Below are 22,327 nucleotides of genomic sequence, written 5' to 3'. Positions count from 1 at the left end.
TATTATCCCTCAAGTGGATGGCGTTTCCGATATACCTCATACATTAAAAGTGCAGCTGCAACAGAAGCATTTAGAGAAGTAACAGCTCCGGACATAGGTAAATGAATAAGAAAATCACATTTTTCTTTAATCAGTCTTCCCATCCCCTTCCCTTCACTTCCAATCACTAATCCCAATGGCATTGTTCCATCAAACCTGCGATAATCTTCACTTCCCTTTGCATCTGTTCCTGCAATCCATATCCCTCTCGTTTTAAGTTCATCTATTGTCCTTGCCATATTTGTCACTCGAACAACTGGTATATGTTCAATCGCACCTGTGGAAGCCTTCGCAACAGTAGCGGTTAACCCTACTGCCCTTCTCCGAGGAATAATTATCCCATGAGCACCTACTGCATCAGCAGTTCTCATAATAGAGCCTAAATTATGCGGATCCTCAATTTCATCAAGCAATAAGAAAAACGGCGTTTCTTGCTTCTTTTCCGCTAAATCAAATAAATCATCAATTTCTGCATATTGATATGCAGCAACTTGCGCTACCACCCCTTGATGATTCGCATCTACTAAACTATCCAATTTCTTTTTGGGAACAAATTGAATAAGCACATTTGCCTCTTTAGCCAAACCGATTACTATTTGCATTTGCCCCTTTTGAGAACCTTCTGCAATCAATATTTTATTTACGTCTCTTTCTGATTTCAACGCTTCAATTACTGCATTTTTTCCAACAATAAAATCACTTGACACTTTTCGCTCCTCCTATTTGCTTTCAATGACCGAAAAAGCTGCTTTGATTATTTCCTCAAGTCGCTCTTCTTTCTTCGCTAAATATAAATTTCCTAATACCGCTTCAAATCCAGTACTATATCGATAGGTCTGTACATCCGTATTTTTGGGAACAGTGCCTGATTTGGCATTTCTCCCCCTTTTTAATACCGCTATTTCCTCTTCTGAAAAAAATCCCTTTTCAAGAAGATAATGCACTACCTTTGCTTGCCCTTTGGCTGAAACGTATCTAGTAGCTTCTCTATGAAGCTGATTTGGTTTCACTTTTCCACTATACAATAAATGTCGTCTCACATATATTTCAAGAACAGCATCGCCCATATAGGCAAGGGCAAGGCTGTTCATTTGCTTTTCATCTATTTTTTTATCATAGAGAAGCATCTTTTACCCTCTTTTCCATCGTATACCTTGTGCCGTGTCTTCTAAAATGATATTCATAGCCTTTAATTGATCTCTAATTTGATCTGCAAGCGCAAAATCTCTATCTTTTCTTGCCTGCGTTCTTTTTTCAATCAACGCTTCTATTTCTTCATCTAATAATTCCTCATCAGAAGATAAAGATAGACCAAGGACTGCAAATAATTCTTCAAATTCTTTCATGAATGCATGAATAACAGCAGGTGAAGTAGTTTTTTCAAGTAGGTAATAATTTGCTTGCTTCGATAATTCAAAAAGAACTGAAATTCCGTTCGCTGTATTAAAATCATCATCCATACTTTCAACAAATTGTTTTCGAAGATCAGCAATTTTGGCAATCCATTCGTCATTTGTATCAGTAAGATCTGTACTAGCTGTACTGCGATGTTTTAAGTTTTCATAAGAAGTTCGAATTCTTTCTAAACCAGCTCTCGTATTTTCCAATACCTCTTCACTATAATTAATCGGATTGCGATAGTGAACAGATAACATAAAGAACCTTAGCACTTGTGGATCATGAATTTTAATAATATCATTTACTGTGATAAAATTCCCCAGTGATTTTGACATTTTCTCATTATCAATATTAATATATCCATTATGCATCCAATAATTAGCAAAGGTTTTCCCCGTTAATGCTTCTGACTGCGCAATTTCATTTTCATGATGAGGAAATGCCAAATCCTGCCCGCCTGCATGGATATCGATTGTATCCCCTAAATATTTACGTACCATAGCAGAGCATTCAATATGCCAGCCAGGACGCCCCTGACCCCAAGGACTTTCCCAGAAAATCTCGCCATCTTTCGCCTTTTTCCATAAAGCGAAATCTAATGAATCTTGCTTTTTCTCTCCTACCGCAATTCTAGCCCCTGAGCGCAGTTCATCAATGGATTGATGAGAAAGCTTACCATATCCATCAAATGCTCTTGTATGATAATAGACATCGCCTTCTGACTCATAGGCAAATCCCTTTTCAATTAATGCCGCAATAAAACCAATAATAATATCCATATTCTCTGTTACACGGGGATGCGAATCAGCCTTTTTGCAACCTAACGCGGTAACATCTTCAAAGTATGCGTTGATAAAGCGGTCAGCAATAACAGGCACCGTTTCTCCAAGTTCGTTTGCTGCTTTAATTAGCTTATCATCCACGTCAGTAAAATTAGATACGTATTGTACGTCATAACCACGAAACTCTAGATAACGACGTACCGTATCAAAAACAATTGCAGGTCGCGCATTCCCAATATGGATATAGTTATAGACAGTTGGTCCACATACATACATTTTTACTTTTCCCTCTTCAAGTGGAACAAAGTCCTCCTTTGCTCTTGTTAATGTGTTATATAATTGAATGGGCATTACTTATAACTCCTTTCTTCTTGTAATTCTTTTAATTGTTCTCTTAATTGGGTAATTTCCATTTCCATTTCTTTTAGTCTATCTGCAACCGGGTCTGGTAAATCACAATGATTTAAGTCTTTCTTTATTTTAATACCATCTTGCACTTTAACTCTTCCCGGAATACCTACTACTGTTGAATTTGCTGGTACGTCTCTAAGTACAACTGAACCAGCCCCTATCTTGGCATTTTCTCCAATAACAATGGATCCTAATACTTTGGCTCCAGAAGCAATAAGGGCATTATCTTTAACGGTTGGATGTCTTTTTCCCTTTTCTTTGCCCGTTCCTCCAAGCGTTACTCCCTGAAAAATAGTAACGTTATCACCAATTTCACATGTTTCCCCTATAACAACACCCATTCCATGATCAATAAACAATCGATTGCCAATTTTTGCGCCTGGATGTATTTCAATACCTGTCAGAAAGCGACTAAATTGAGAGATCACCCTAGCTAGAAAAAATCTTTTATGTCTAAATAAAAAATGAGCAATTCGATGAAACCATATGGCGTGTAATCCTGAATAGGTTAAGATAACCTCTATTGAACTTCTTGCAGCAGGATCTTGTTCAAACACAACAGCTATATCCTCTTTTATGCGCCGAAACATACTAATCTCCCCCCATTTATGACTATATTCTGCTTTCTAACAGTCATACTCTAAAAAAGTATCTCCCTCTTTATCTTTATTTCCTAAATCATCCTTAACTCTAAAAAGTTCTATTTTAGGATTAAGATTAACATTCCCCTCGGCTCCAATCAGAAAATCCCCCTTACCTCTTATTGGATAAATGGATAATTCCAATAAAAAAAGCGCCTCTGTCTAAAAAGACAGAGACGCTTTTAGGGCGCGGTTCCACTCTGTTTAGATTACTGCTCCACACAATAATCTCCACTCATCCCTGTTAACGGATAGGTTCCGCCTCTATCTACTAATAAACCATTTATTTCGATATAGGACTCTGAGGCGCACTTCAAAAAAGAGGTTACTTGAATCACTTTCAGCCTGGTGATGATTCTCTCTAATAAGCTTCTCTTTTTTTACTTTTCCTCATCTACGATTTTTCTATATAGCTTTCCTACTACTATATTACATTTCCCCAGAAATGTTAACTAATTAATGCCGTTAATCTCGCATCAATTTTTTCTTTTCCCAAAAGCTCAATGGCTTTTGGTAAATCAGGACCATGAGTTTGACCAGTTGTTGCCACTCGAATTGGCATAAATAAGTTTTTGCCTTTTTGACCAGTAGCCTTTTGAACTGCTTTAATGGAAGCCTTTATTTGATCCGCACTCCATTCTGGCATTTCAGCTAACGCTTCCTTAAACGCTTCTACTACAGCAGGAACTTGTTCCCCAGCTAAAACCTCTTTTGCTTCTTCATCATATTGGATTTCATCACTAAAGAATAAAGTTGATAAGGTCACAATATCTGCTCCACAGCTCATTTGCTCTTGATATAAACCAACCAGATTATTTACCCATGCCTCTTCTTCAGTCGAACGGCTCTCGCTTACTAAACCGGCTTTCTCTAAATGAGGAACAGCTAGACGAACAACCGTTTCTAGATCTGCCTTTTTAATATATTGATTATTCATCCAAGCTAACTTATTTTGATCAAACAACGCTGGAGATTTAGACAATCTAGCCGGATCAAAAATACGGATAAACTCTTCTACAGAGAATATTTCTTCTTCTCCCTCTGGAGACCACCCTAATAAAGCAATAAAATTGAATAACGCTTCAGGTAAATAGCCCAATTCTTCATATTGCTCAATGAATTGAATAATCGATTCATCACGCTTACTTAATTTCTTTCTGCTTTCATTAACAATTAAAGTCATATGTCCAAATACTGGTCTTTCCCAACCAAAAGCATCATAGATCATCAATTGTTTCGGCGTATTTGTAATATGATCATCTCCACGTAAAACATGGGTAATCTCCATTAAATGATCATCAATTGTTACAGCAAAATTATACGTAGGAGTACCGTCCTTTTTAACAATGACATAATCGCCAATTGTTTCTGATTCAAAAGAAACGTCTCCTTTAACCATATCATTAAATTCATAAACAACATTTTCTGGTACAAGAATTCGAATACTAGGCTGTCTTCCCTCAGCTTCTAATTTCTCCTGCTGTTCTTTGGTTAAATAACGACATTTCCCTGAATACTTAGGTGTTTCTCCTCTACTTACTTGCTCTTCTCTTTCTGCTTCAATTTCTTCTTCCGTACAATAACATTTATAAGCAAGTCCTTTTTCCAATAATTCTGTGTAGTACTTTTTATAAATATCATTTCTTTCAGACTGACGATATGGACCATATTCTCCACCAACATCCGTGCTTTCATCCCAGTCCATTCCAAGCCATTTCAAATATTTCAACTGGCTTTCTTCTCCGCCTTGAATATTTCTTTTTTTATCCGTATCTTCAATGCGGATGATAAACTTTCCGCCTTTACTACGTGCAAATAAATAATTAAATAATGCTGTACGCGCATTCCCTATATGCAAATGTCCTGTTGGACTTGGAGCATAACGAACACGAATTTCGTTAGACATGCTTGTGCCTCCTTGATTACTTACGCTTTTTCTAATCTATTCTATCACTTTGTTTTTTTCTTTAAAAGGTGTACGTCCTTATAATTACCAATCATTTATATATTTCTTTTTTGAAGCAACACAACTGCTTGTGAAGCAATCCCTTCTCCTCTTCCAGTAAACCCTAATTTCTCTGTAGTTGTCGCTTTAACATTTACATTCTCCTGCTCTGTTTCAAGCAATTCTGCAATCCTCGCTTGCATCGCTTGGATGTGTGGTGCCATTTTCGGTTGCTGTGCCATTATCGTACAATCAGCATTTACTAATTCATAACCCTTTCCCTTAACTATTTTCCAAACATGTTGTAATAGTTTTGCCGAATCAGCATCTTTAAATGCTTCATCTGTATCAGGAAAGTGTTTTCCGATATCCCCTTCACCTATAGCACCTAAGCAAGCATCTGCAATCGTATGTAATAAAACATCTGCATCAGAATGTCCTAGCAATCCTTTTTCATATGGTATTTCTATTCCTCCTATAATAAGTGGTCTTCCACTTACTAATTGATGAACATCAAACCCTTGCCCTATTCGAAACATCTTTACTCCTCCAGTCTTATCCCATTGTTATAAACTATTTTCTCCGAACCTCATTCTTGTTTTACGCTTCGCCACTATTGCCTCCGCAAAGTATAAATCTTCTGGCGTCGTTAATTTAATATTGTCATAGTTTCCTTCTACGATTTGTACAGTGTGTCCTAATCGTTCCACCAAACTAGCATCATCTGTTCCTATATATGTATCTACAACCGCTTTTTCATGTGCTTCTTTTAAAATGGAAATACGAAAAGCTTGTGGGGTCTGAATAGCCCACAAGCTTGAACGCTCAACTGTTTCCACTACCAAATCACCATCAACTTTTTTGACAGTATCTTTAATTGGAACTGCTAAAACAGCTGCGCCACTTTCCTCTGCAACCTTTGTCAATTTTGCTATTTGCTCTGTTTGAATAAAAGGTCTAGCTGCATCATGAACATGAACAATTGTATCATCCGGTATTTCCTTCACTGCATGGTAGACACTGTGTTGTCTTTCTTTGCCACCTTCAATCAGTGCAGATACTTTCGTAATTGCATATTTCTTTACTAGTTCATTCATTTCTTTTTTATCATCTGAACTAACTACCAACCAGATCCCCTTACAATTCGGATCCTTTTCGAAAACAATTAAAGTATGAATAAATACTGGTAAACGGTCTAACTCAAGAAACAACTTGTTCTTCCCCAGACCCATTCGTTTCCCTTGTCCAGCTGCTGGAATAATGACTTCATAAGTCATGTAACTAACCCCTATTCTTACAATGCTTTTTCTAATAATTTTGGTTTAGCAAAAATCATTCGACCTGCAGATGTCTGCAAGACACTTGTTACAAGTACATCTATATGTTTTCCAATATAATTGCGTCCTTCTTCTACAACAATCATTGTTCCATCATCGAGATAGGCAACTCCTTGATTATGCTCTTTCCCATCTTTAATAATTTGAATCTTCATTTCTTCCCCTGGAAGAACCACCGGCTTTACAGCATTTGCCAAATCGTTAATGTTAAGAACCGCAACCTTTTGCAGTTCGCAAACTTTATTTAAGTTAAAATCATTCGTTACAACCACGCCATTTGTTAGTTTAGCTAATTTAACTAGTTTACTATCTACTTCTGCGATATCTTCAAAATCACCTTCGTAAATTTCCACCTTAATTGCTAATTCCTTTTGTATCCGATTAAGAATATCTAAACCTCTTCTTCCTCGATTACGTTTAAGCGCATCAGATGAATCAGCTATATGCTGAAGTTCTCCAAGAACAAATTGTGGAATAACAATTGTACCCTCTAGAAATCCTGTTTGACAAATATCAGCTATTCTTCCATCAATAATAACACTAGTATCCAATATTTTTAAATTACTTTTCTCAGCTTTTAAAGGTTCTTCTTCCACTACTTTTTTCTTTCTTGCTGTGAAGAGGGTCAATAGTTCATCTCTCTTCTTAAACCCAACTTGAAAGCCTAAATATCCAAAAAGTAATGATAAAAGGATTGGAGCCACAGTATTAAGCACAGGAACAGAAGTTAAAGCATACCCTACTAAAAAGGCTAAAGTTAACCCAAATCCTATTCCAACACTCCCAAATATAATATCCGTTATTGGGGCCTTTACAATCGATTCTTCTAAAAACTTGATAAAGTTGACAATATAATCAATCGCCCAAAAAGTAATAAGATAAAAAATAATGGCACCAAGTATTGCTGACACATATGCGTTATTAATAAGATCATGATCGATAGACATTACTGAGAATAATTCAGGAATAAATAAAAATCCTATTGTTCCTCCAATAATTAAAAAACAAACTTGAACAATGCGTTTTAACAATACTTCCACCTCCTCTTTCACATTATAAACAAATTCCCAGTTTTGAAACCTAATATTACAGGAATTTTTTATTTGTAATGAAAAAGTTATTTTTATAGATATGACTATGCCTAATACTAGTGTTAATATGATGCGCTCAAAATACATTGCGCGGGAAATAATAATATACTTAAAAATTCTACCTTCTTATCCATCTATAAAAATTCTTAATTAGGAATATCCATAGAAAAAGCACATAATTCCCTACTGTAAATTGGAAATATAACACAGACAAAGAGATAAATACCTATTTTAATTGATAAAATAAGATTAGCATTAAAAATAATTCTCTGTCAAATAAATAAATATTCCATTTTAACACAACTAAAAAATCACATCAATGTATTTTTTCTAAATTAATCCCCAAAGGCGGCTGTTAATGCCTCTGCCACTGAACTAACTCCCACAACCTTTATCCCCTTGGGTACCTTTAAACCGCTTAAATTATTGTTTGGAATAATAACACGTTCAAACCCAAGTTTTGCAGCCTCTTGTACTCTTTGCTCAATACGAGAAACTCTTCTAACTTCCCCTGTTAATCCAACTTCTCCTATAATGCAATCCGTAGCTTTAGTAGGTTTATCTCTAAAGCTTGATGCAATACTCACTGCGATTGCTAGATCAATAGCAGGCTCATCCAGTTTTACCCCACCAGCTACTTTTAAATACGCATCCTGATTCTGTAATAACATGCCGACTCTTTTTTCTAATACTGCCATTAAAAGAGGGACTCTGTTATGATCGATTCCCGTCGCCATCCTTCTAGGATTTCCGAAGCTAGTCGGTGAAATCAATGCTTGAATTTCAACAAGGACAGGTCTCGTCCCTTCCATTGATGCTACAACTGTTGAACCAGCGGCACCTTGCGAACGCTCTTCAAGGAATATTTCTGATGGATTCTCTACTTCTTCAAGACCAAATTCTTTCATCTCAAAAATTCCCATCTCATTAGTAGAACCAAATCGATTCTTTACTGCTCGTAAAATACGATATGTATGATGTCTTTCTCCTTCGAAATACAAAACTGTATCCACCATATGTTCTAACAATCTTGGTCCTGCAATGGAACCTTCTTTTGTTACATGCCCTACAATGAAAATCGCTATTCCTTTTGTTTTTCCAATTCTCATTAATTCAGCTGTACATTCTCTAACTTGAGAAACACTTCCTGGTGCAGAAGTAACTTCTGGATGATAAATGGTCTGAATAGAATCAATAACAACAAACTCTACATTTGTATTTTCAATTGTTCTACTTATATCTTCTAGATTTGTTTCCGAATAAACAAGCAAATGGTCAGAAACAACTCCTAAACGGTCTGCTCTTAACTTTGTTTGCTTTTGAGATTCCTCTCCAGATACATATAAAACAGAGTGTTTTTTCTGTGCCAACTGAGAGGATACTTGTAATAGCAGTGTTGACTTCCCTATTCCTGGATCTCCCCCTATTAATACAAGTGAACCACGAACTATGCCTCCCCCAAGAACTCGATTTAGTTCGATTAAATCTGTATATATTCTAGGCTCATTAATGGTTTCGATACTTGTAATAGGAATAGGCTTTGCAGCAATCGTACTAGTAGCTGAATGAGCAAACGCTCCTTTTCGTTGCACCGCGCTTTTCTCTACTTCTTCTACCATTGTATTCCAGTTGCCACAACCTGGGCATTTCCCCATCCATTTTGCAGATTCATATCCGCAATCTTGACAAAGAAATTTTGTTTTCCTCTTGGCCATCTTCAGCACCCATTTCCTTTCATTTACTAATTCCTCCCACCTTTTAGTATGTATTTGCTGTTTGTGCCTATTTGCATACTTAGATTAGAGGGTTCCTTTTTTCACCATTTTATATTAAATAAAGAAATGACACACGTAAAGCTGTAATACGTGTGCCACTTATATAGATGTTTTTGCTTATTATTTTTGCAGATTCACTACTGGCTCTGCACCATTTACTTTCACAGTAAACTCTCCATTTTCTACATCTAATTCGATTTGCTGGCCAGTTAATACGGTTCCTTTTAGAAGCTCTTCAGATAAACGATCTTCTATATGCTTTTGTATTGCACGACGAAGTGGTCTTGCTCCATATTCTGGATCATAGCCTTCTTCAGCAATTTTTTCTTTTGCTGCTTCCGTAATCGTTAATTGAATATCTTGCTCTGTCAGACGTTTAACTAACTGATCAGCCATTAAAGTAACAATTTCTTTTAGATGCTTCTTCTCTAATGCATGGAATACAATTGTTTCATCAATACGGTTTAAGAACTCTGGACGGAATGCTCTTTTTAGCTCTTCCATTACTTTGCCCTTCATGTCTTTATAATCTTGATCTCCATCTTGTACATTAAAGCCTACATATTTATTTTGTTTTAATGCTGATGCTCCAACGTTGGAAGTCATGATTAATACCGTATTTCGGAAATCCACTGTTCTTCCTTTTGAATCCGTTAGACGACCGTCTTCTAATACTTGAAGCAAAATATTAAATACATCTGGATGAGCTTTTTCAATCTCATCTAAAAGCACGACAGAATATGGCTTTCTTCTAACCTTTTCTGTCAATTGTCCGCCCTCTTCATATCCTACATATCCTGGAGGTGATCCTACTAATCTGGAAGTAGAGTGTTTCTCCATATACTCAGACATATCGATACGAATCATTGCATCCTCATCGCCAAACATAGATTCTGCTAAAGCACGAGCAAGTTCCGTTTTTCCCACCCCTGTTGGTCCAAGGAAGATGAAGGAACCAATTGGTCTCTTCGGATCTTTCAATCCAGCTCTTGCACGTCTTACTGCTTTTGAAATTGCAACAACAGCCTCTTCTTGACCAATTACTCGGTTGTGAAGAATACTCTCCATATTCAATAGCTTATCCGTTTCTGTTTGTGCAAGCTTAGATACAGGGATTCCAGTCCAACTAGAGACAACACTTGCAATATCTTCTACTGTTACTTCTGTATTTTCCTGTCCTTGCTTCTCTTTCCAATTTTTCTTCGTTTCTTCTAATTGTTCTCTTAATCTTTGTTCTGTATCACGTAAAGATGCAGCTTTTTCAAACTCCTGACTTTGAACAGAAGCATCTTTCTCTTTACGTACTTCCTCTAACTTCACTTCTAACTCTTTTAAATTTGGTGGAGTTGTATAAGATCTTAAACGAACCTTAGATCCAGCCTCATCAATTAGATCAATTGCTTTATCTGGTAAGAAACGATCAGAAATATAACGATCAGATAATTTTACAGCTGCATCAATCGCTTCATCGGTAATGGAAACACGATGATGTGCTTCATATCGATCCCTTAGCCCCTTTAAAATTTGAATAGATTCTTCACTAGTAGGCTCATCTACAGTGATTGGCTGGAATCTTCTTTCTAAAGCCGCATCTTTTTCAATATATTTTCGATATTCATCTAATGTAGTGGCACCAATACATTGAAGCTCACCTCTAGCTAAAGATGGTTTTAGAATATTAGACGCATCGATAGCCCCTTCTGCCCCACCTGCACCAATTAAAGTATGCAATTCATCAATGAAAAGAATAATATTACCCGCTTGGCGAATTTCATCCATTACCTTTTTTAAACGATCCTCAAATTCACCACGATATTTCGTACCAGCAACAACTGTCCCCATATCTAATGTCATTACTCGTTTATCCCTTAAAATTTCTGGAACTTCATTCTGAACAATTTGTTGTGCAAGCCCTTCGGCAATAGCTGTTTTACCAACACCAGGTTCACCGATTAAAACTGGGTTATTCTTTGTTCTTCTACTTAATACTTCAATAACACGTTGGATTTCCTTACTTCTTCCGATAACTGGATCCAGGCTTCCTTCTCTTGCAATTGCGGTTAAATCACGAGCTAAACTATCAAGTGTTGGTGTATTAGCACTAGCAGCCGAGCCACCTGGATGATTTCCTGACTCACTACTTCCAAGTAACTGAAGGACTTGTTGGCGAGCCTTATTCAGACTTACCCCTAGATTATTTAAAACTCTAGCAGCTACCCCTTCTCCTTCTCTAATTAAGCCTAAAAGAATATGTTCTGTACCAACATAAGAATGACCTAATTTTCTTGCTTCATCCATCGATAGTTCAATTACTTTTTTAGCTCTTGGAGTATAATGAATCGTTTGTGCTGCATCTTGACCACGACCAATTAAGTTTTCTACTTCTTCTTGAATTTTTTCAGCACCTAATCCAAGTGCCTGTAAAGCTTTGGCTGCGATTCCTTCCCCTTCACGGACTAACCCAAGTAAAATATGCTCTGTACCAATATTATTATGTCCTAATCGAATTGCTTCTTCCTGGGAAAGTGCTAATACCTTCTGCGCTCTTTCTGTAAATCGGCCAAACATCATACTTTCATCCTCCTTAGAATCTTTTAGTCTGTTTCCAATTTTAATCTTTCTCTTATCAAGGACGCACGACGTATATCGCGATCATTGGGATTCATCTGTTCTCCAGCATATAGTTGTAAAAATCCTGGCTGGGTAAGAATCATTAATTCATTAAGGATATTTTTGGATACATTCTTAATATATCCCATATCTATACCTAATCGAACATCAGATAGACATTTAGCTGCTTCCTTTGTTTCCATAATGCGACTATTGCATAAGATTCCGTAAGAACGGAAAACTCTATCTTCTAATTGTATGTTCGAGGTTTGTGCTAATGCATTTCTTGCTTCTTTTTCTCGATCAATTAACTGAGTAACAACACTTTTTAGTTCCTCTATTATGTCTTTTTCAGATCTTCCTAAAGTTATTTGATTAGATATCTGAAAAATATTTCCTAGAGCCTCGCTACCTTCTCCATAAATGCCTCTTACCACCAAACCAAGCTGTTGTATAGCTGGAATAATGCGATTCATTTGTTGAGATAACACCATTCCTGGTAAATGCATCATTACAGAAGCTCTTAAACCTGTTCCAATATTAGTTGGACAGCTTGTTAAATAGCCCATTTCTGCATGGTAAGCATAATTAATCTTTTTTTCTATTAAATCATCAATTGTATCAGCCTCTTTAAACGCTTCTTCTATTTGAAGTCCAGGCTTTATACACTGAATTCGAATATGATCCTCTTCATTAATCATGATACTTATCTCTTCATCTTCTGATAAAATAACAGCTCCATATGGAGATTGCTCTGCTAGCTGAGGACTGATTAAATGCTTTTCCACGAGAACTCTTTTCTCCAATGTATTTAATTCATTCATCGCAAGCAATTCCATCTCACCAAAAGGTTGATTAGAATCCTTTAATAGTGAATTTTCTACCTGTTGAATCGTATTTTCAGCTGCTTCTTTTGAAAATAAAAGAGGAAATTTCACATCCTGTATATTCCTAGCCAATCGAATCCGAGAGGTTAGAACAATTTCAGAGTCCGGTCCATCTGAACTCATCCATGAAGTTCGTGCTTTGCTTATAAATTTTTCTAAAGACACGTTACTCCCCTCCCTCAGTAAAAGAAGTTAACTGTTTTTCTTTATGTTTTATCTCATCTCGAATAACGGCTGCTTTTTCAAACTCTTCCCTATTAATTAGTTCCTTAAGCTCTGTTCTTAACTGAGTAATTTCCTTTTTAATAAGATAATGGCCACCTATTCGTTCTGGAATTTTTCCTTTATGCTCAATATTCCCACCATGCAATCGCTTAATAAACGGCAGCAATTGCTCCTTGAATGTATCATAACAATGTGGACATCCTAATTTACCTATTTTCCTGAATTGAGAAAATGTCATCTGACACTCTTCACACTGTAAAGGCTGTTGTTGTTTATAAGTATCCTCTGTAATATGTTGAAAACTCGGCTCGATATTTAGCAATCCAGCTAATAAACTGTTTAAAGATAAACCAGATGAGCCATTTACCATAAACATATCGCCATTTTCTTTTGCACAATGCTCACAGAGATGAAACTCTGTCTTATTCCCATTAATATTTTTGGAAAAATGTAAAGTAGCTGGTCTTTGATTACATTCAGAACACATCATATTTCTCACCTCAATTTAAAAACTGGGATGTTATTTATATTTTAATGATGTTAACATCGCCTTTAATAATCTTGCTCTTAATTCATCTCTATAAGGTAATTCTAAATATAATACAGAGCGATCAATTACACTTAACATAATCTTTGCTTCTCGCTTATTAATAACATCTTCTTCTACTAGTCGAAGAATTAAATCTTCTGCACTATTTTGAGGTATGCGACTGTGAATAAGGGATAGTAATTGATCAATTAAATGGGCATGATCATGTGTTTGAACTTTCATAATTCGAATAAAACCACCGCCACCACGTTTACTTTCCACAACATACCCCTTTTCGATAGTGAAACGAGTATTAATTACATAATTAATTTGTGATGGTACACATTCAAACTTATCGGCGATTTCACTTCGCTTTATTTCAACTAATGATTTTTCGCTCATTTCTAATACTTCTTTTAAGTAAAGCTCAATTATATCCGAAATATTTCTCACCAAGCCTCCCCCTTCTGACTTTGACTATATTTGACTATAATTATACACGATAAAAATAATATTTAGCAAGGAAGACGTTTTATTAATTTTCCCATTTTTTAGTCATTCCAAACCTACTATCATCATTCTTTCATGCCTGAGAGGAGAGTATGTATAAAGATTATATTAACTATAGTCTGATTTATCACAATTTTCAAGTTTAAATAATTCATAGATTTTATCATAGCTAGTGTAAATAATGGAAAAAAATAAGGTGTCCTTATATTTATCATGGGGGAAAGGAATTAAGAAGTTGTACTATCTATGGGGGAAATTAAAAAGATTGTGTATTAAATAAATATAAAAAAAGCCCTAAAAGCATTAAGCCTTTAGAACTTTTTGATAGCCTGGCGACGTCCTACTCTCACAGGGGGAGAACCCCCAACTACCATCGGCGCTGAGAAGCTTAACTTCCGTGTTCGGTATGGGAACGGGTGTGACCTTCTCGCTATCGCCACCAGACTATTTATTTTTGAGAGTTATTCCCTCAAAACTAGATTATGAAGTAAAGATAAGAAATGAGTAATCTTACTTAGCTTACGCTAAGATTTTTTTAGTTAAGTCCTCGATCTATTAGTATCAGTCAGCTCCACATGTCGCCACGCTTCCACCTCTGACCTATCAACCTGATCATCTTTCAGGGATCTTACTAGCTTGCGCTATGGGAAATCTCATCTTGAGGGGGGCTTCATGCTTAGATGCTTTCAGCACTTATCCCTTCCGCACATAGCTACCCAGCGATGCCTTTGGCAAGACAACTGGTACACCAGCGGTGCGTCCATCCCGGTCCTCTCGTACTAAGGACAGCTCCTCTCAAATTTCCTACGCCCACGACGGATAGGGACCGAACTGTCTCACGACGTTCTGAACCCAGCTCGCGTACCGCTTTAATGGGCGAACAGCCCAACCCTTGGGACCGACTACAGCCCCAGGATGCGATGAGCCGACATCGAGGTGCCAAACCTCCCCGTCGATGTGGACTCTTGGGGGAGATAAGCCTGTTATCCCCGGGGTAGCTTTTATCCGTTGAGCGATGGCCCTTCCATGCGGAACCACCGGATCACTAAGCCCGACTTTCGTCCCTGCTCGACTTGTAGGTCTCGCAGTCAAGCTCCCTTGTGCCTTTACACTCTACGAATGATTTCCAACCATTCTGAGGGAACCTTTGGGCGCCTCCGTTACTTTTTAGGAGGCGACCGCCCCAGTCAAACTGCCCACCTGACACTGTCTCCCACCCCGATAAGGGGTGCGGGTTAGAATGTCAATACAGCCAGGGTAGTATCCCACCAATGCCTCCACCGAAGCTGGCGCTCCGGCTTCCAAGGCTCCTACCTATCCTGTACAAGCTGTACCAAAATTCAATATCAGGCTGCAGTAAAGCTCCACGGGGTCTTTCCGTCCTGTCGCGGGTAACCTGCATCTTCACAGGTACTATAATTTCACCGAGTCTCTCGTTGAGACAGTGCCCAGATCGTTACACCTTTCGTGCGGGTCGGAACTTACCCGACAAGGAATTTCGCTACCTTAGGACCGTTATAGTTACGGCCGCCGTTTACTGGGGCTTCAATTCAGAGCTTCGCGCGAACGCTAACCCCTCCTCTTAACCTTCCAGCACCGGGCAGGTGTCAGCCCCTATACTTCGCCTTGCGGCTTCGCAGAGACCTGTGTTTTTGCTAAACAGTCGCCTGGGCCTATTCACTGCGGCTCTCTCGGGCTTTAACACCCAAAAGAGCACCCCTTCTCCCGAAGTTACGGGGTCATTTTGCCGAGTTCCTTAACGAGAGTTCTCTCGCTCACCTTAGGATTCTCTCCTCGCCTACCTGTGTCGGTTTGCGGTACGGGCACCATAAATCTCGCTAGAGGCTTTTCTTGGCAGTGTGGAATCAGGAACTTCGGTACTATATTTCCCTCGCCGTCACAGCTCCGCCGTATGGTAATGGGATTTGCCTCATTACCGGCCTAACTGCTTGGACGTGCTAATCCAACAGCACGCTTACCCTATCCTCCTGCGTCCCCCCATTGCTCAAACGATTTAAAGGTGGTACAGGAATATCAACCTGTTGTCCATCGCCTACGCTTTTCAGCCTCGGCTTAGGTCCCGACTAACCCTGAGCGGACGAGCCTTCCTCAGGAAACCTTAGGCATTCGGTGGATGAGATTCTCACTCATCTTTCGCTACTCATACCGGCATTCTCACTTCTAAGCGCTCCACCAGTCCTTACGGTCTAGCTTCAACGCCCTTAGAACGCTCTCCTACCACTGACATCATAGATGTCAATCCACAGCTTCGGTGATACGTTTAGCCCCGGTACATTTTCGGCGCAGAGTCACTCGACCAGTGAGCTATTACGCACTCTTTAAATGGTGGCTGCTTCTAAGCCAACATCCTGGTTGTCTAAGCAACTCCACATCCTTTTCCACTTAACGTATACTTTGGGACCTTAGCTGGTGGTCTGGGCTGTTTCCCTCTTGACCACGGATCTTATCACTCGTAGTCTGACTCCCAAGAATAAGTATTTGGCATTCGGAGTTTGTCTGAATTCGGTAACCCGATGGGGGCCCCTAGTCCAAACAGTGCTCTACCTCCAATACTCTAAATCTTGAGGCTAGCCCTAAAGCTATTTCGGAGAGAACCAGCTATCTCCAAGTTCGATTGGAATTTCTCCGCTACCCACACCTCATCCCCGCACTTTTCAACGTGCGTGGGTTCGGGCCTCCATCCAGTGTTACCTGGACTTCACCCTGGACATGGGTAGATCACCTGGTTTCGGGTCTACAACCACATACTATTTCGCCCTATTCAGACTCGCTTTCGCTGCGGCTCCGTCTTATCAACTTAACCTCGCATGTAATCGTAACTCGCCGGTTCATTCTACAAAAGGCACGCTATCACCCATAAAAGGGCTCTAACTACTTGTAGGCACACGGTTTCAGGATCTATTTCACTCCCCTTCCGGGGTGCTTTTCACCTTTCCCTCACGGTACTGGTTCACTATCGGTCACTAGGGAGTATTTAGCCTTGGGAGATGGTCCTCCCTGCTTCCGACGGGATTTCTCGTGTCCCGCCGTACTCAGGATACACTCAAGAGGGAACGAAGTTTCGACTACAGGGTTTTTACCTTCTACGACTGACCTTTCCAGATCGATTCGTCTACCCCGTTCCTTTGTAACTCCATATAGAGTGTCCTACAACCCCAAGAGGCAAGCCTCTTGGTTTGGGCTAATCCCGTTTCGCTCGCCGCTACTCAGGGAATCGCGTTTGCTTTCTCTTCCTCCGGGTACTTAGATGTTTCAGTTCCCCGGGTCTGCCTTCAGTACCCTATGTATTCAGGTAAAGATTCTATCCCATTACGGATAGAGGGTTTCCCCATTCGGAAATCTCTGGATCAAAGCTTACTTACAGCTCCCCAAAGCATATCGGTGTTAATCCCGTCCTTCATCGGCTCCTAGTGCCAAGGCATCCACCGTGCGCCCTTTCTAACTTAACTAATTGGCTTAAAAGCCTTAGTTTATTTCAATTCTTCTATCTAAAATAGAGAATCTAAGATGGCGATTACTCGGTTTCTTTCTTGTTTTTACTATTCATAATCTAGTTTTCAAGGAACAATTGGCTTATTATAAGCCTACTTTTGAGGAATTGCTCCCTCAAAACTGAACAACAAATCGTCAACAATCTTTGATGGAATGTAAATTCCATTTTCCTTAGAAAGGAGGTGATCCAGCCGCACCTTCCGATACGGCTACCTTGTTACGACTTCACCCCAATCATCTATCCCACCTTAGGCGGCTGGCTCCATAAAGGTTACCCCACCGACTTCGGGTGTTACAAACTCTCGTGGTGTGACGGGCGGTGTGTACAAGGCCCGGGAACGTATTCACCGCGGCATGCTGATCCGCGATTACTAGCGATTCCAGCTTCATGTAGGCGAGTTGCAGCCTACAATCCGAACTGAGAATGGTTTTATGGGATTTGCTCGACCTCGCGGTTTTGCTGCCCTTTGTACCATCCATTGTAGCACGTGTGTAGCCCAGGTCATAAGGGGCATGATGATTTGACGTCATCCCCACCTTCCTCCGGTTTGTCACCGGCAGTCACCTTAGAGTGCCCAACTTAATGCTGGCAACTAAGATCAAGGGTTGCGCTCGTTGCGGGACTTAACCCAACATCTCACGACACGAGCTGACGACAACCATGCACCACCTGTCACTCTGTCCCCCGAAGGGGAACGTCCTATCTCTAGGAGTGTCAGAGGATGTCAAGACCTGGTAAGGTTCTTCGCGTTGCTTCGAATTAAACCACATGCTCCACCGCTTGTGCGGGCCCCCGTCAATTCCTTTGAGTTTCAGCCTTGCGGCCGTACTCCCCAGGCGGAGTGCTTAATGCGTTTGCTGCAGCACTAAAGGGCGGAAACCCTCTAACACTTAGCACTCATCGTTTACGGCGTGGACTACCAGGGTATCTAATCCTGTTTGCTCCCCACGCTTTCGCGCCTCAGCGTCAGTTACAGACCAAAGAGTCGCCTTCGCCACTGGTGTTCCTCCACATCTCTACGCATTTCACCGCTACACGTGGAATTCCACTCTTCTCTTCTGCACTCAAGTCCCCCAGTTTCCAATGACCCTCCACGGTTGAGCCGTGGGCTTTCACATCAGACTTAAAGGACCGCCTGCGCGCGCTTTACGCCCAATAATTCCGGACAACGCTTGCCACCTACGTATTACCGCGGCTGCTGGCACGTAGTTAGCCGTGGCTTTCTGGTTAGGTACCGTCAAGGTACAAGCAGTTACTCTTGTACTTGTTCTTCCCTAACAACAGAGTTTTACGATCCGAAAACCTTCATCACTCACGCGGCGTTGCTCCGTCAGACTTTCGTCCATTGCGGAAGATTCCCTACTGCTGCCTCCCGTAGGAGTCTGGGCCGTGTCTCAGTCCCAGTGTGGCCGATCACCCTCTCAGGTCGGCTACGCATCGTTGCCTTGGTGAGCCGTTACCTCACCAACTAGCTAATGCGCCGCGGGCCCATCTGTAAGTGACAGCGTAAACCGTCTTTCAGCTTTTCCACATGAGTGGAAAAGGATTATCCGGTATTAGCTCCGGTTTCCCGAAGTTATCCCAGTCTTACAGGCAGGTTGCCCACGTGTTACTCACCCGTCCGCCGCTAACTTTAAAAGCAAGCTTTTAAAGTCCGCTCGACTTGCATGTATTAGGCACGCCGCCAGCGTTCGTCCTGAGCCAGGATCAAACTCTCCAATAAAGAGTTGATTAGCTCAAATGCTAAACTCTAGCTTTTGTTACTTGTTTTTCGTTTTATAACGTTAGTTATAAAACGTTTATTGTTGACGTTTGTTTGTTCAGTTTTCAAAGAGCAATTTGTTTGTTGCTATCAGAAGCAACTTATATATAGTAACAGGTATTAAAATCACTGTCAATATATTTTTTTGGTGGAGCCTAGCGGGATCGAACCGCTGACCTCCTGCGTGCAAGGCAGGCGCTCTCCCAGCTGAGCTAAGGCCCCAAATAATGAAATAATGGTCGGGAAGACAGGATTCGAACCTGCGACCCCTTGGTCCCAAACCAAGTGCTCTACCAAGCTGAGCTACTTCCCGAAATATAATGGCGCGCCCGAAAGGAGTCGAACCCATAACCTTCTGATCCGTAGTCAGACGCTCTATCCAATTGAGCTACGGGCGCATTAATTTAAAAACAATGGTGCCGAGGACCGGAATCGAACCGGTACGGTAGTCACCTACCGCAGGATTTTAAGTCCTGTGCGTCTGCCAGTTCCGCCACCCCGGCATTGTTTTATGGAGCGGAAGACGGGATTCGAACCCGCGACCCCCACCTTGGCAAGGTGGTGTTCTACCACTGAACTACTTCCGCGTATATTTAGTTTTTGAATGGTGCGGGTGAAGGGAGTCGAACCCCCACGCCTTGCGGCGCTAGATCCTAAGTCTAGTGCGTCTGCCAATTCCGCCACACCCGCAGACAAAAATAAGATGAGCCATGGAGGATTCGAACCTCCGACCCTCTGATTAAAAGTCAGATGCTCTACCAACTGAGCTAATGGCTCATAAAGTGGTGCCGGCTAGAGGACTTGAACCCCCAACCTACTGATTACAAGTCAGTTGCTCTACCAATTGAGCTAAACCGGCATATAATAGTTTGTCCAACAATATAATGGTGGAGGATGACGGGATCGAACCGCCGACCCTCTGCTTGTAAGGCAGATGCTCTCCCAGCTGAGCTAATCCTCCATATATAACGCCTGGCGACGTCCTACTCTCACAGGGGGAGAACCCCCAACTACCATCGGCGCTGAGAAGCTTAACTTCCGTGTTCGGTATGGGAACGGGTGTGACCTTCTCGCTATCGCCACCAGACTATTTATTTTTGAGAGTTATTCCCTCAAAACTAGATTATGAAGTAAAGATAAGAAATGAGTAATCTTACTTAGCTTACGCTAAGATTTTTTTAGTTAAGTCCTCGATCTATTAGTATCAGTCAGCTCCACATGTCGCCACGCTTCCACCTCTGACCTATCAACCTGATCATCTTTCAGGGATCTTACTAGCTTGCGCTATGGGAAATCTCATCTTGAGGGGGGCTTCATGCTTAGATGCTTTCAGCACTTATCCCTTCCGCACATAGCTACCCAGCGATGCCTTTGGCAAGACAACTGGTACACCAGCGGTGCGTCCATCCCGGTCCTCTCGTACTAAGGACAGCTCCTCTCAAATTTCCTACGCCCACGACGGATAGGGACCGAACTGTCTCACGACGTTCTGAACCCAGCTCGCGTACCGCTTTAATGGGCGAACAGCCCAACCCTTGGGACCGACTACAGCCCCAGGATGCGATGAGCCGACATCGAGGTGCCAAACCTCCCCGTCGATGTGGACTCTTGGGGGAGATAAGCCTGTTATCCCCGGGGTAGCTTTTATCCGTTGAGCGATGGCCCTTCCATGCGGAACCACCGGATCACTAAGCCCGACTTTCGTCCCTGCTCGACTTGTAGGTCTCGCAGTCAAGCTCCCTTGTGCCTTTACACTCTACGAATGATTTCCAACCATTCTGAGGGAACCTTTGGGCGCCTCCGTTACTTTTTAGGAGGCGACCGCCCCAGTCAAACTGCCCACCTGACACTGTCTCCCACCCCGATAAGGGGTGCGGGTTAGAATGTCAATACAGCCAGGGTAGTATCCCACCAATGCCTCCACCGAAGCTGGCGCTCCGGCTTCCAAGGCTCCTACCTATCCTGTACAAGCTGTACCAAAATTCAATATCAGGCTGCAGTAAAGCTCCACGGGGTCTTTCCGTCCTGTCGCGGGTAACCTGCATCTTCACAGGTACTATAATTTCACCGAGTCTCTCGTTGAGACAGTGCCCAGATCGTTACACCTTTCGTGCGGGTCGGAACTTACCCGACAAGGAATTTCGCTACCTTAGGACCGTTATAGTTACGGCCGCCGTTTACTGGGGCTTCAATTCAGAGCTTCGCGCGAACGCTAACCCCTCCTCTTAACCTTCCAGCACCGGGCAGGTGTCAGCCCCTATACTTCGCCTTGCGGCTTCGCAGAGACCTGTGTTTTTGCTAAACAGTCGCCTGGGCCTATTCACTGCGGCTCTCTCGGGCTTTAACACCCAAAAGAGCACCCCTTCTCCCGAAGTTACGGGGTCATTTTGCCGAGTTCCTTAACGAGAGTTCTCTCGCTCACCTTAGGATTCTCTCCTCGCCTACCTGTGTCGGTTTGCGGTACGGGCACCATAAATCTCGCTAGAGGCTTTTCTTGGCAGTGTGGAATCAGGAACTTCGGTACTATATTTCCCTCGCCGTCACAGCTCCGCCGTATGGTAATGGGATTTGCCTCATTACCGGCCTAACTGCTTGGACGTGCTAATCCAACAGCACGCTTACCCTATCCTCCTGCGTCCCCCCATTGCTCAAACGATTTAAAGGTGGTACAGGAATATCAACCTGTTGTCCATCGCCTACGCTTTTCAGCCTCGGCTTAGGTCCCGACTAACCCTGAGCGGACGAGCCTTCCTCAGGAAACCTTAGGCATTCGGTGGATGAGATTCTCACTCATCTTTCGCTACTCATACCGGCATTCTCACTTCTAAGCGCTCCACCAGTCCTTACGGTCTAGCTTCAACGCCCTTAGAA

At 41.3% G+C, this 22,327-nt stretch carries 14 protein-coding genes, 9 tRNA genes, 5 rRNA genes and 1 other annotated feature (1 of these 29 running past the window's edge); all 28 genes read right to left on the bottom strand.

Translation table 11 applies throughout. From position 1 onward, the window contains the following. Positions 1–2 precede the first annotated feature (2 nt). Positions 3–746 (bottom strand): 23S rRNA (guanosine(2251)-2'-O)-methyltransferase RlmB, encoded by a 744-nt coding sequence (rlmB, locus tag NYE52_RS00645; RefSeq protein ID WP_341191327.1) that lies wholly within the window; start codon positions 744–746, stop codon positions 3–5. Positions 747–758: 12 nt separating this feature from the next. Further along, the gene (locus NYE52_RS00640) at positions 759–1,166 is read right to left on the bottom strand and encodes a Mini-ribonuclease 3 (protein ID WP_341191326.1); all 408 of its coding nucleotides are present in this window, start codon (positions 1,164–1,166) and stop codon (positions 759–761) included. 3 nt (positions 1,167–1,169) lie between these two features. Further along, positions 1,170–2,570 (bottom strand): cysteine--tRNA ligase, encoded by a 1,401-nt coding sequence (gene cysS, locus NYE52_RS00635; RefSeq protein WP_341191325.1) that lies wholly within the window; start codon positions 2,568–2,570, stop codon positions 1,170–1,172. Continuing rightward, positions 2,570–3,220 carry a serine O-acetyltransferase gene (cysE, locus tag NYE52_RS00630; RefSeq protein ID WP_341191324.1) on the bottom strand — a complete coding sequence of 217 codons (651 nt, stop codon included), beginning with the start codon at positions 3,218–3,220 and terminating at the stop codon, positions 2,570–2,572. The genes cysS and cysE overlap by 1 nt, the downstream gene beginning before the upstream one ends. A gap of 36 nt (positions 3,221–3,256) precedes the next feature. After that, positions 3,257–3,415: a hypothetical protein gene (locus NYE52_RS00625; protein WP_341191323.1), complete on the bottom strand. Its 159-nt coding sequence runs from the start codon at positions 3,413–3,415 to the stop codon at positions 3,257–3,259. Between the two features lie 25 nt (positions 3,416–3,440). After that, positions 3,441–3,677 (bottom strand) — a binding site (T-box leader). A gap of 42 nt (positions 3,678–3,719) precedes the next feature. Beyond that, complete coding sequence (gltX, locus tag NYE52_RS00620; protein ID WP_341191322.1) at positions 3,720–5,177, bottom strand: glutamate--tRNA ligase; 1,458 nt, start codon at positions 5,175–5,177, stop codon at positions 3,720–3,722. A 95-nt stretch (positions 5,178–5,272) separates the two neighbouring features. Next, entirely contained in the window at positions 5,273–5,755 is a 483-nt protein-coding gene (gene ispF, locus NYE52_RS00615) for a 2-C-methyl-D-erythritol 2,4-cyclodiphosphate synthase (RefSeq protein ID WP_341191321.1), read from the bottom strand. 27 nt (positions 5,756–5,782) lie between these two features. Continuing rightward, positions 5,783–6,493, bottom strand: a complete 711-nt coding sequence (gene ispD / locus NYE52_RS00610) for a 2-C-methyl-D-erythritol 4-phosphate cytidylyltransferase (RefSeq protein ID WP_341191320.1) — start codon at positions 6,491–6,493, stop codon at positions 5,783–5,785. A gap of 17 nt (positions 6,494–6,510) precedes the next feature. Continuing rightward, complete coding sequence (locus tag NYE52_RS00605) at positions 6,511–7,584, bottom strand: PIN/TRAM domain-containing protein (RefSeq protein ID WP_341191319.1); 1,074 nt, start codon at positions 7,582–7,584, stop codon at positions 6,511–6,513. Between the two features lie 395 nt (positions 7,585–7,979). Further along, positions 7,980–9,359: a DNA repair protein RadA gene (gene radA, locus NYE52_RS00600; RefSeq protein WP_341191318.1), complete on the bottom strand. Its 1,380-nt coding sequence runs from the start codon at positions 9,357–9,359 to the stop codon at positions 7,980–7,982. Between the two features lie 180 nt (positions 9,360–9,539). Continuing rightward, entirely contained in the window at positions 9,540–11,990 is a 2,451-nt protein-coding gene (gene clpC, locus NYE52_RS00595; protein WP_341191317.1) for an ATP-dependent protease ATP-binding subunit ClpC, read from the bottom strand. Between the two features lie 23 nt (positions 11,991–12,013). Next, entirely contained in the window at positions 12,014–13,081 is a 1,068-nt protein-coding gene (locus NYE52_RS00590) for a protein arginine kinase (RefSeq protein WP_341191316.1), read from the bottom strand. Position 13,082: 1 nt separating this feature from the next. Next, the gene (locus NYE52_RS00585; RefSeq protein WP_341191315.1) at positions 13,083–13,631 is read right to left on the bottom strand and encodes a UvrB/UvrC motif-containing protein; all 549 of its coding nucleotides are present in this window, start codon (positions 13,629–13,631) and stop codon (positions 13,083–13,085) included. A gap of 30 nt (positions 13,632–13,661) precedes the next feature. Further along, complete coding sequence (locus NYE52_RS00580; protein WP_341191314.1) at positions 13,662–14,123, bottom strand: CtsR family transcriptional regulator; 462 nt, start codon at positions 14,121–14,123, stop codon at positions 13,662–13,664. A gap of 384 nt (positions 14,124–14,507) precedes the next feature. Continuing rightward, positions 14,508–14,624, bottom strand: a 5S ribosomal RNA gene (gene rrf / locus NYE52_RS00575). Positions 14,625–14,715: 91 nt separating this feature from the next. Further along, positions 14,716–17,650: ribosomal RNA gene (locus NYE52_RS00570) — 23S ribosomal RNA — on the bottom strand. Positions 17,651–17,868: 218 nt separating this feature from the next. Next, a 16S ribosomal RNA gene (locus tag NYE52_RS00565) occupies positions 17,869–19,417 on the bottom strand. A 185-nt stretch (positions 19,418–19,602) separates the two neighbouring features. Then, a tRNA-Ala gene (locus NYE52_RS00560) sits at positions 19,603–19,678 on the bottom strand. A 14-nt stretch (positions 19,679–19,692) separates the two neighbouring features. Continuing rightward, positions 19,693–19,769: transfer RNA gene (locus tag NYE52_RS00555), tRNA-Pro, on the bottom strand. Between the two features lie 8 nt (positions 19,770–19,777). Further along, positions 19,778–19,854 (bottom strand) — tRNA-Arg (locus NYE52_RS00550). Positions 19,855–19,870: 16 nt separating this feature from the next. Continuing rightward, positions 19,871–19,959: transfer RNA gene (locus NYE52_RS00545), tRNA-Leu, on the bottom strand. 9 nt (positions 19,960–19,968) lie between these two features. Beyond that, positions 19,969–20,043 (bottom strand) — tRNA-Gly (locus tag NYE52_RS00540). A gap of 18 nt (positions 20,044–20,061) precedes the next feature. Continuing rightward, positions 20,062–20,146, bottom strand: a tRNA-Leu gene (locus tag NYE52_RS00535). A 14-nt stretch (positions 20,147–20,160) separates the two neighbouring features. Further along, positions 20,161–20,233: transfer RNA gene (locus tag NYE52_RS00530), tRNA-Lys, on the bottom strand. 6 nt (positions 20,234–20,239) lie between these two features. Beyond that, positions 20,240–20,315: transfer RNA gene (locus NYE52_RS00525), tRNA-Thr, on the bottom strand. Positions 20,316–20,341: 26 nt separating this feature from the next. Beyond that, positions 20,342–20,417: transfer RNA gene (locus tag NYE52_RS00520), tRNA-Val, on the bottom strand. A 9-nt stretch (positions 20,418–20,426) separates the two neighbouring features. Beyond that, positions 20,427–20,543 (bottom strand): 5S ribosomal RNA (rrf, locus tag NYE52_RS00515). A 91-nt stretch (positions 20,544–20,634) separates the two neighbouring features. Continuing rightward, positions 20,635–22,327: ribosomal RNA gene (locus NYE52_RS00510) — 23S ribosomal RNA — on the bottom strand (it continues 1,242 nt past the right edge of the window). Together the 16S, 23S and 5S rRNA genes with 9 tRNA genes alongside form the textbook arrangement of a ribosomal RNA operon.

This window comes from Niallia sp. FSL W8-0635 (assembly GCF_038007965.1).
Classification (GTDB): Bacteria; Bacillota; Bacilli; order Bacillales; family Cytobacillaceae; genus Niallia.
This window is presented reverse-complemented; position numbering and strand designations above follow the sequence as displayed.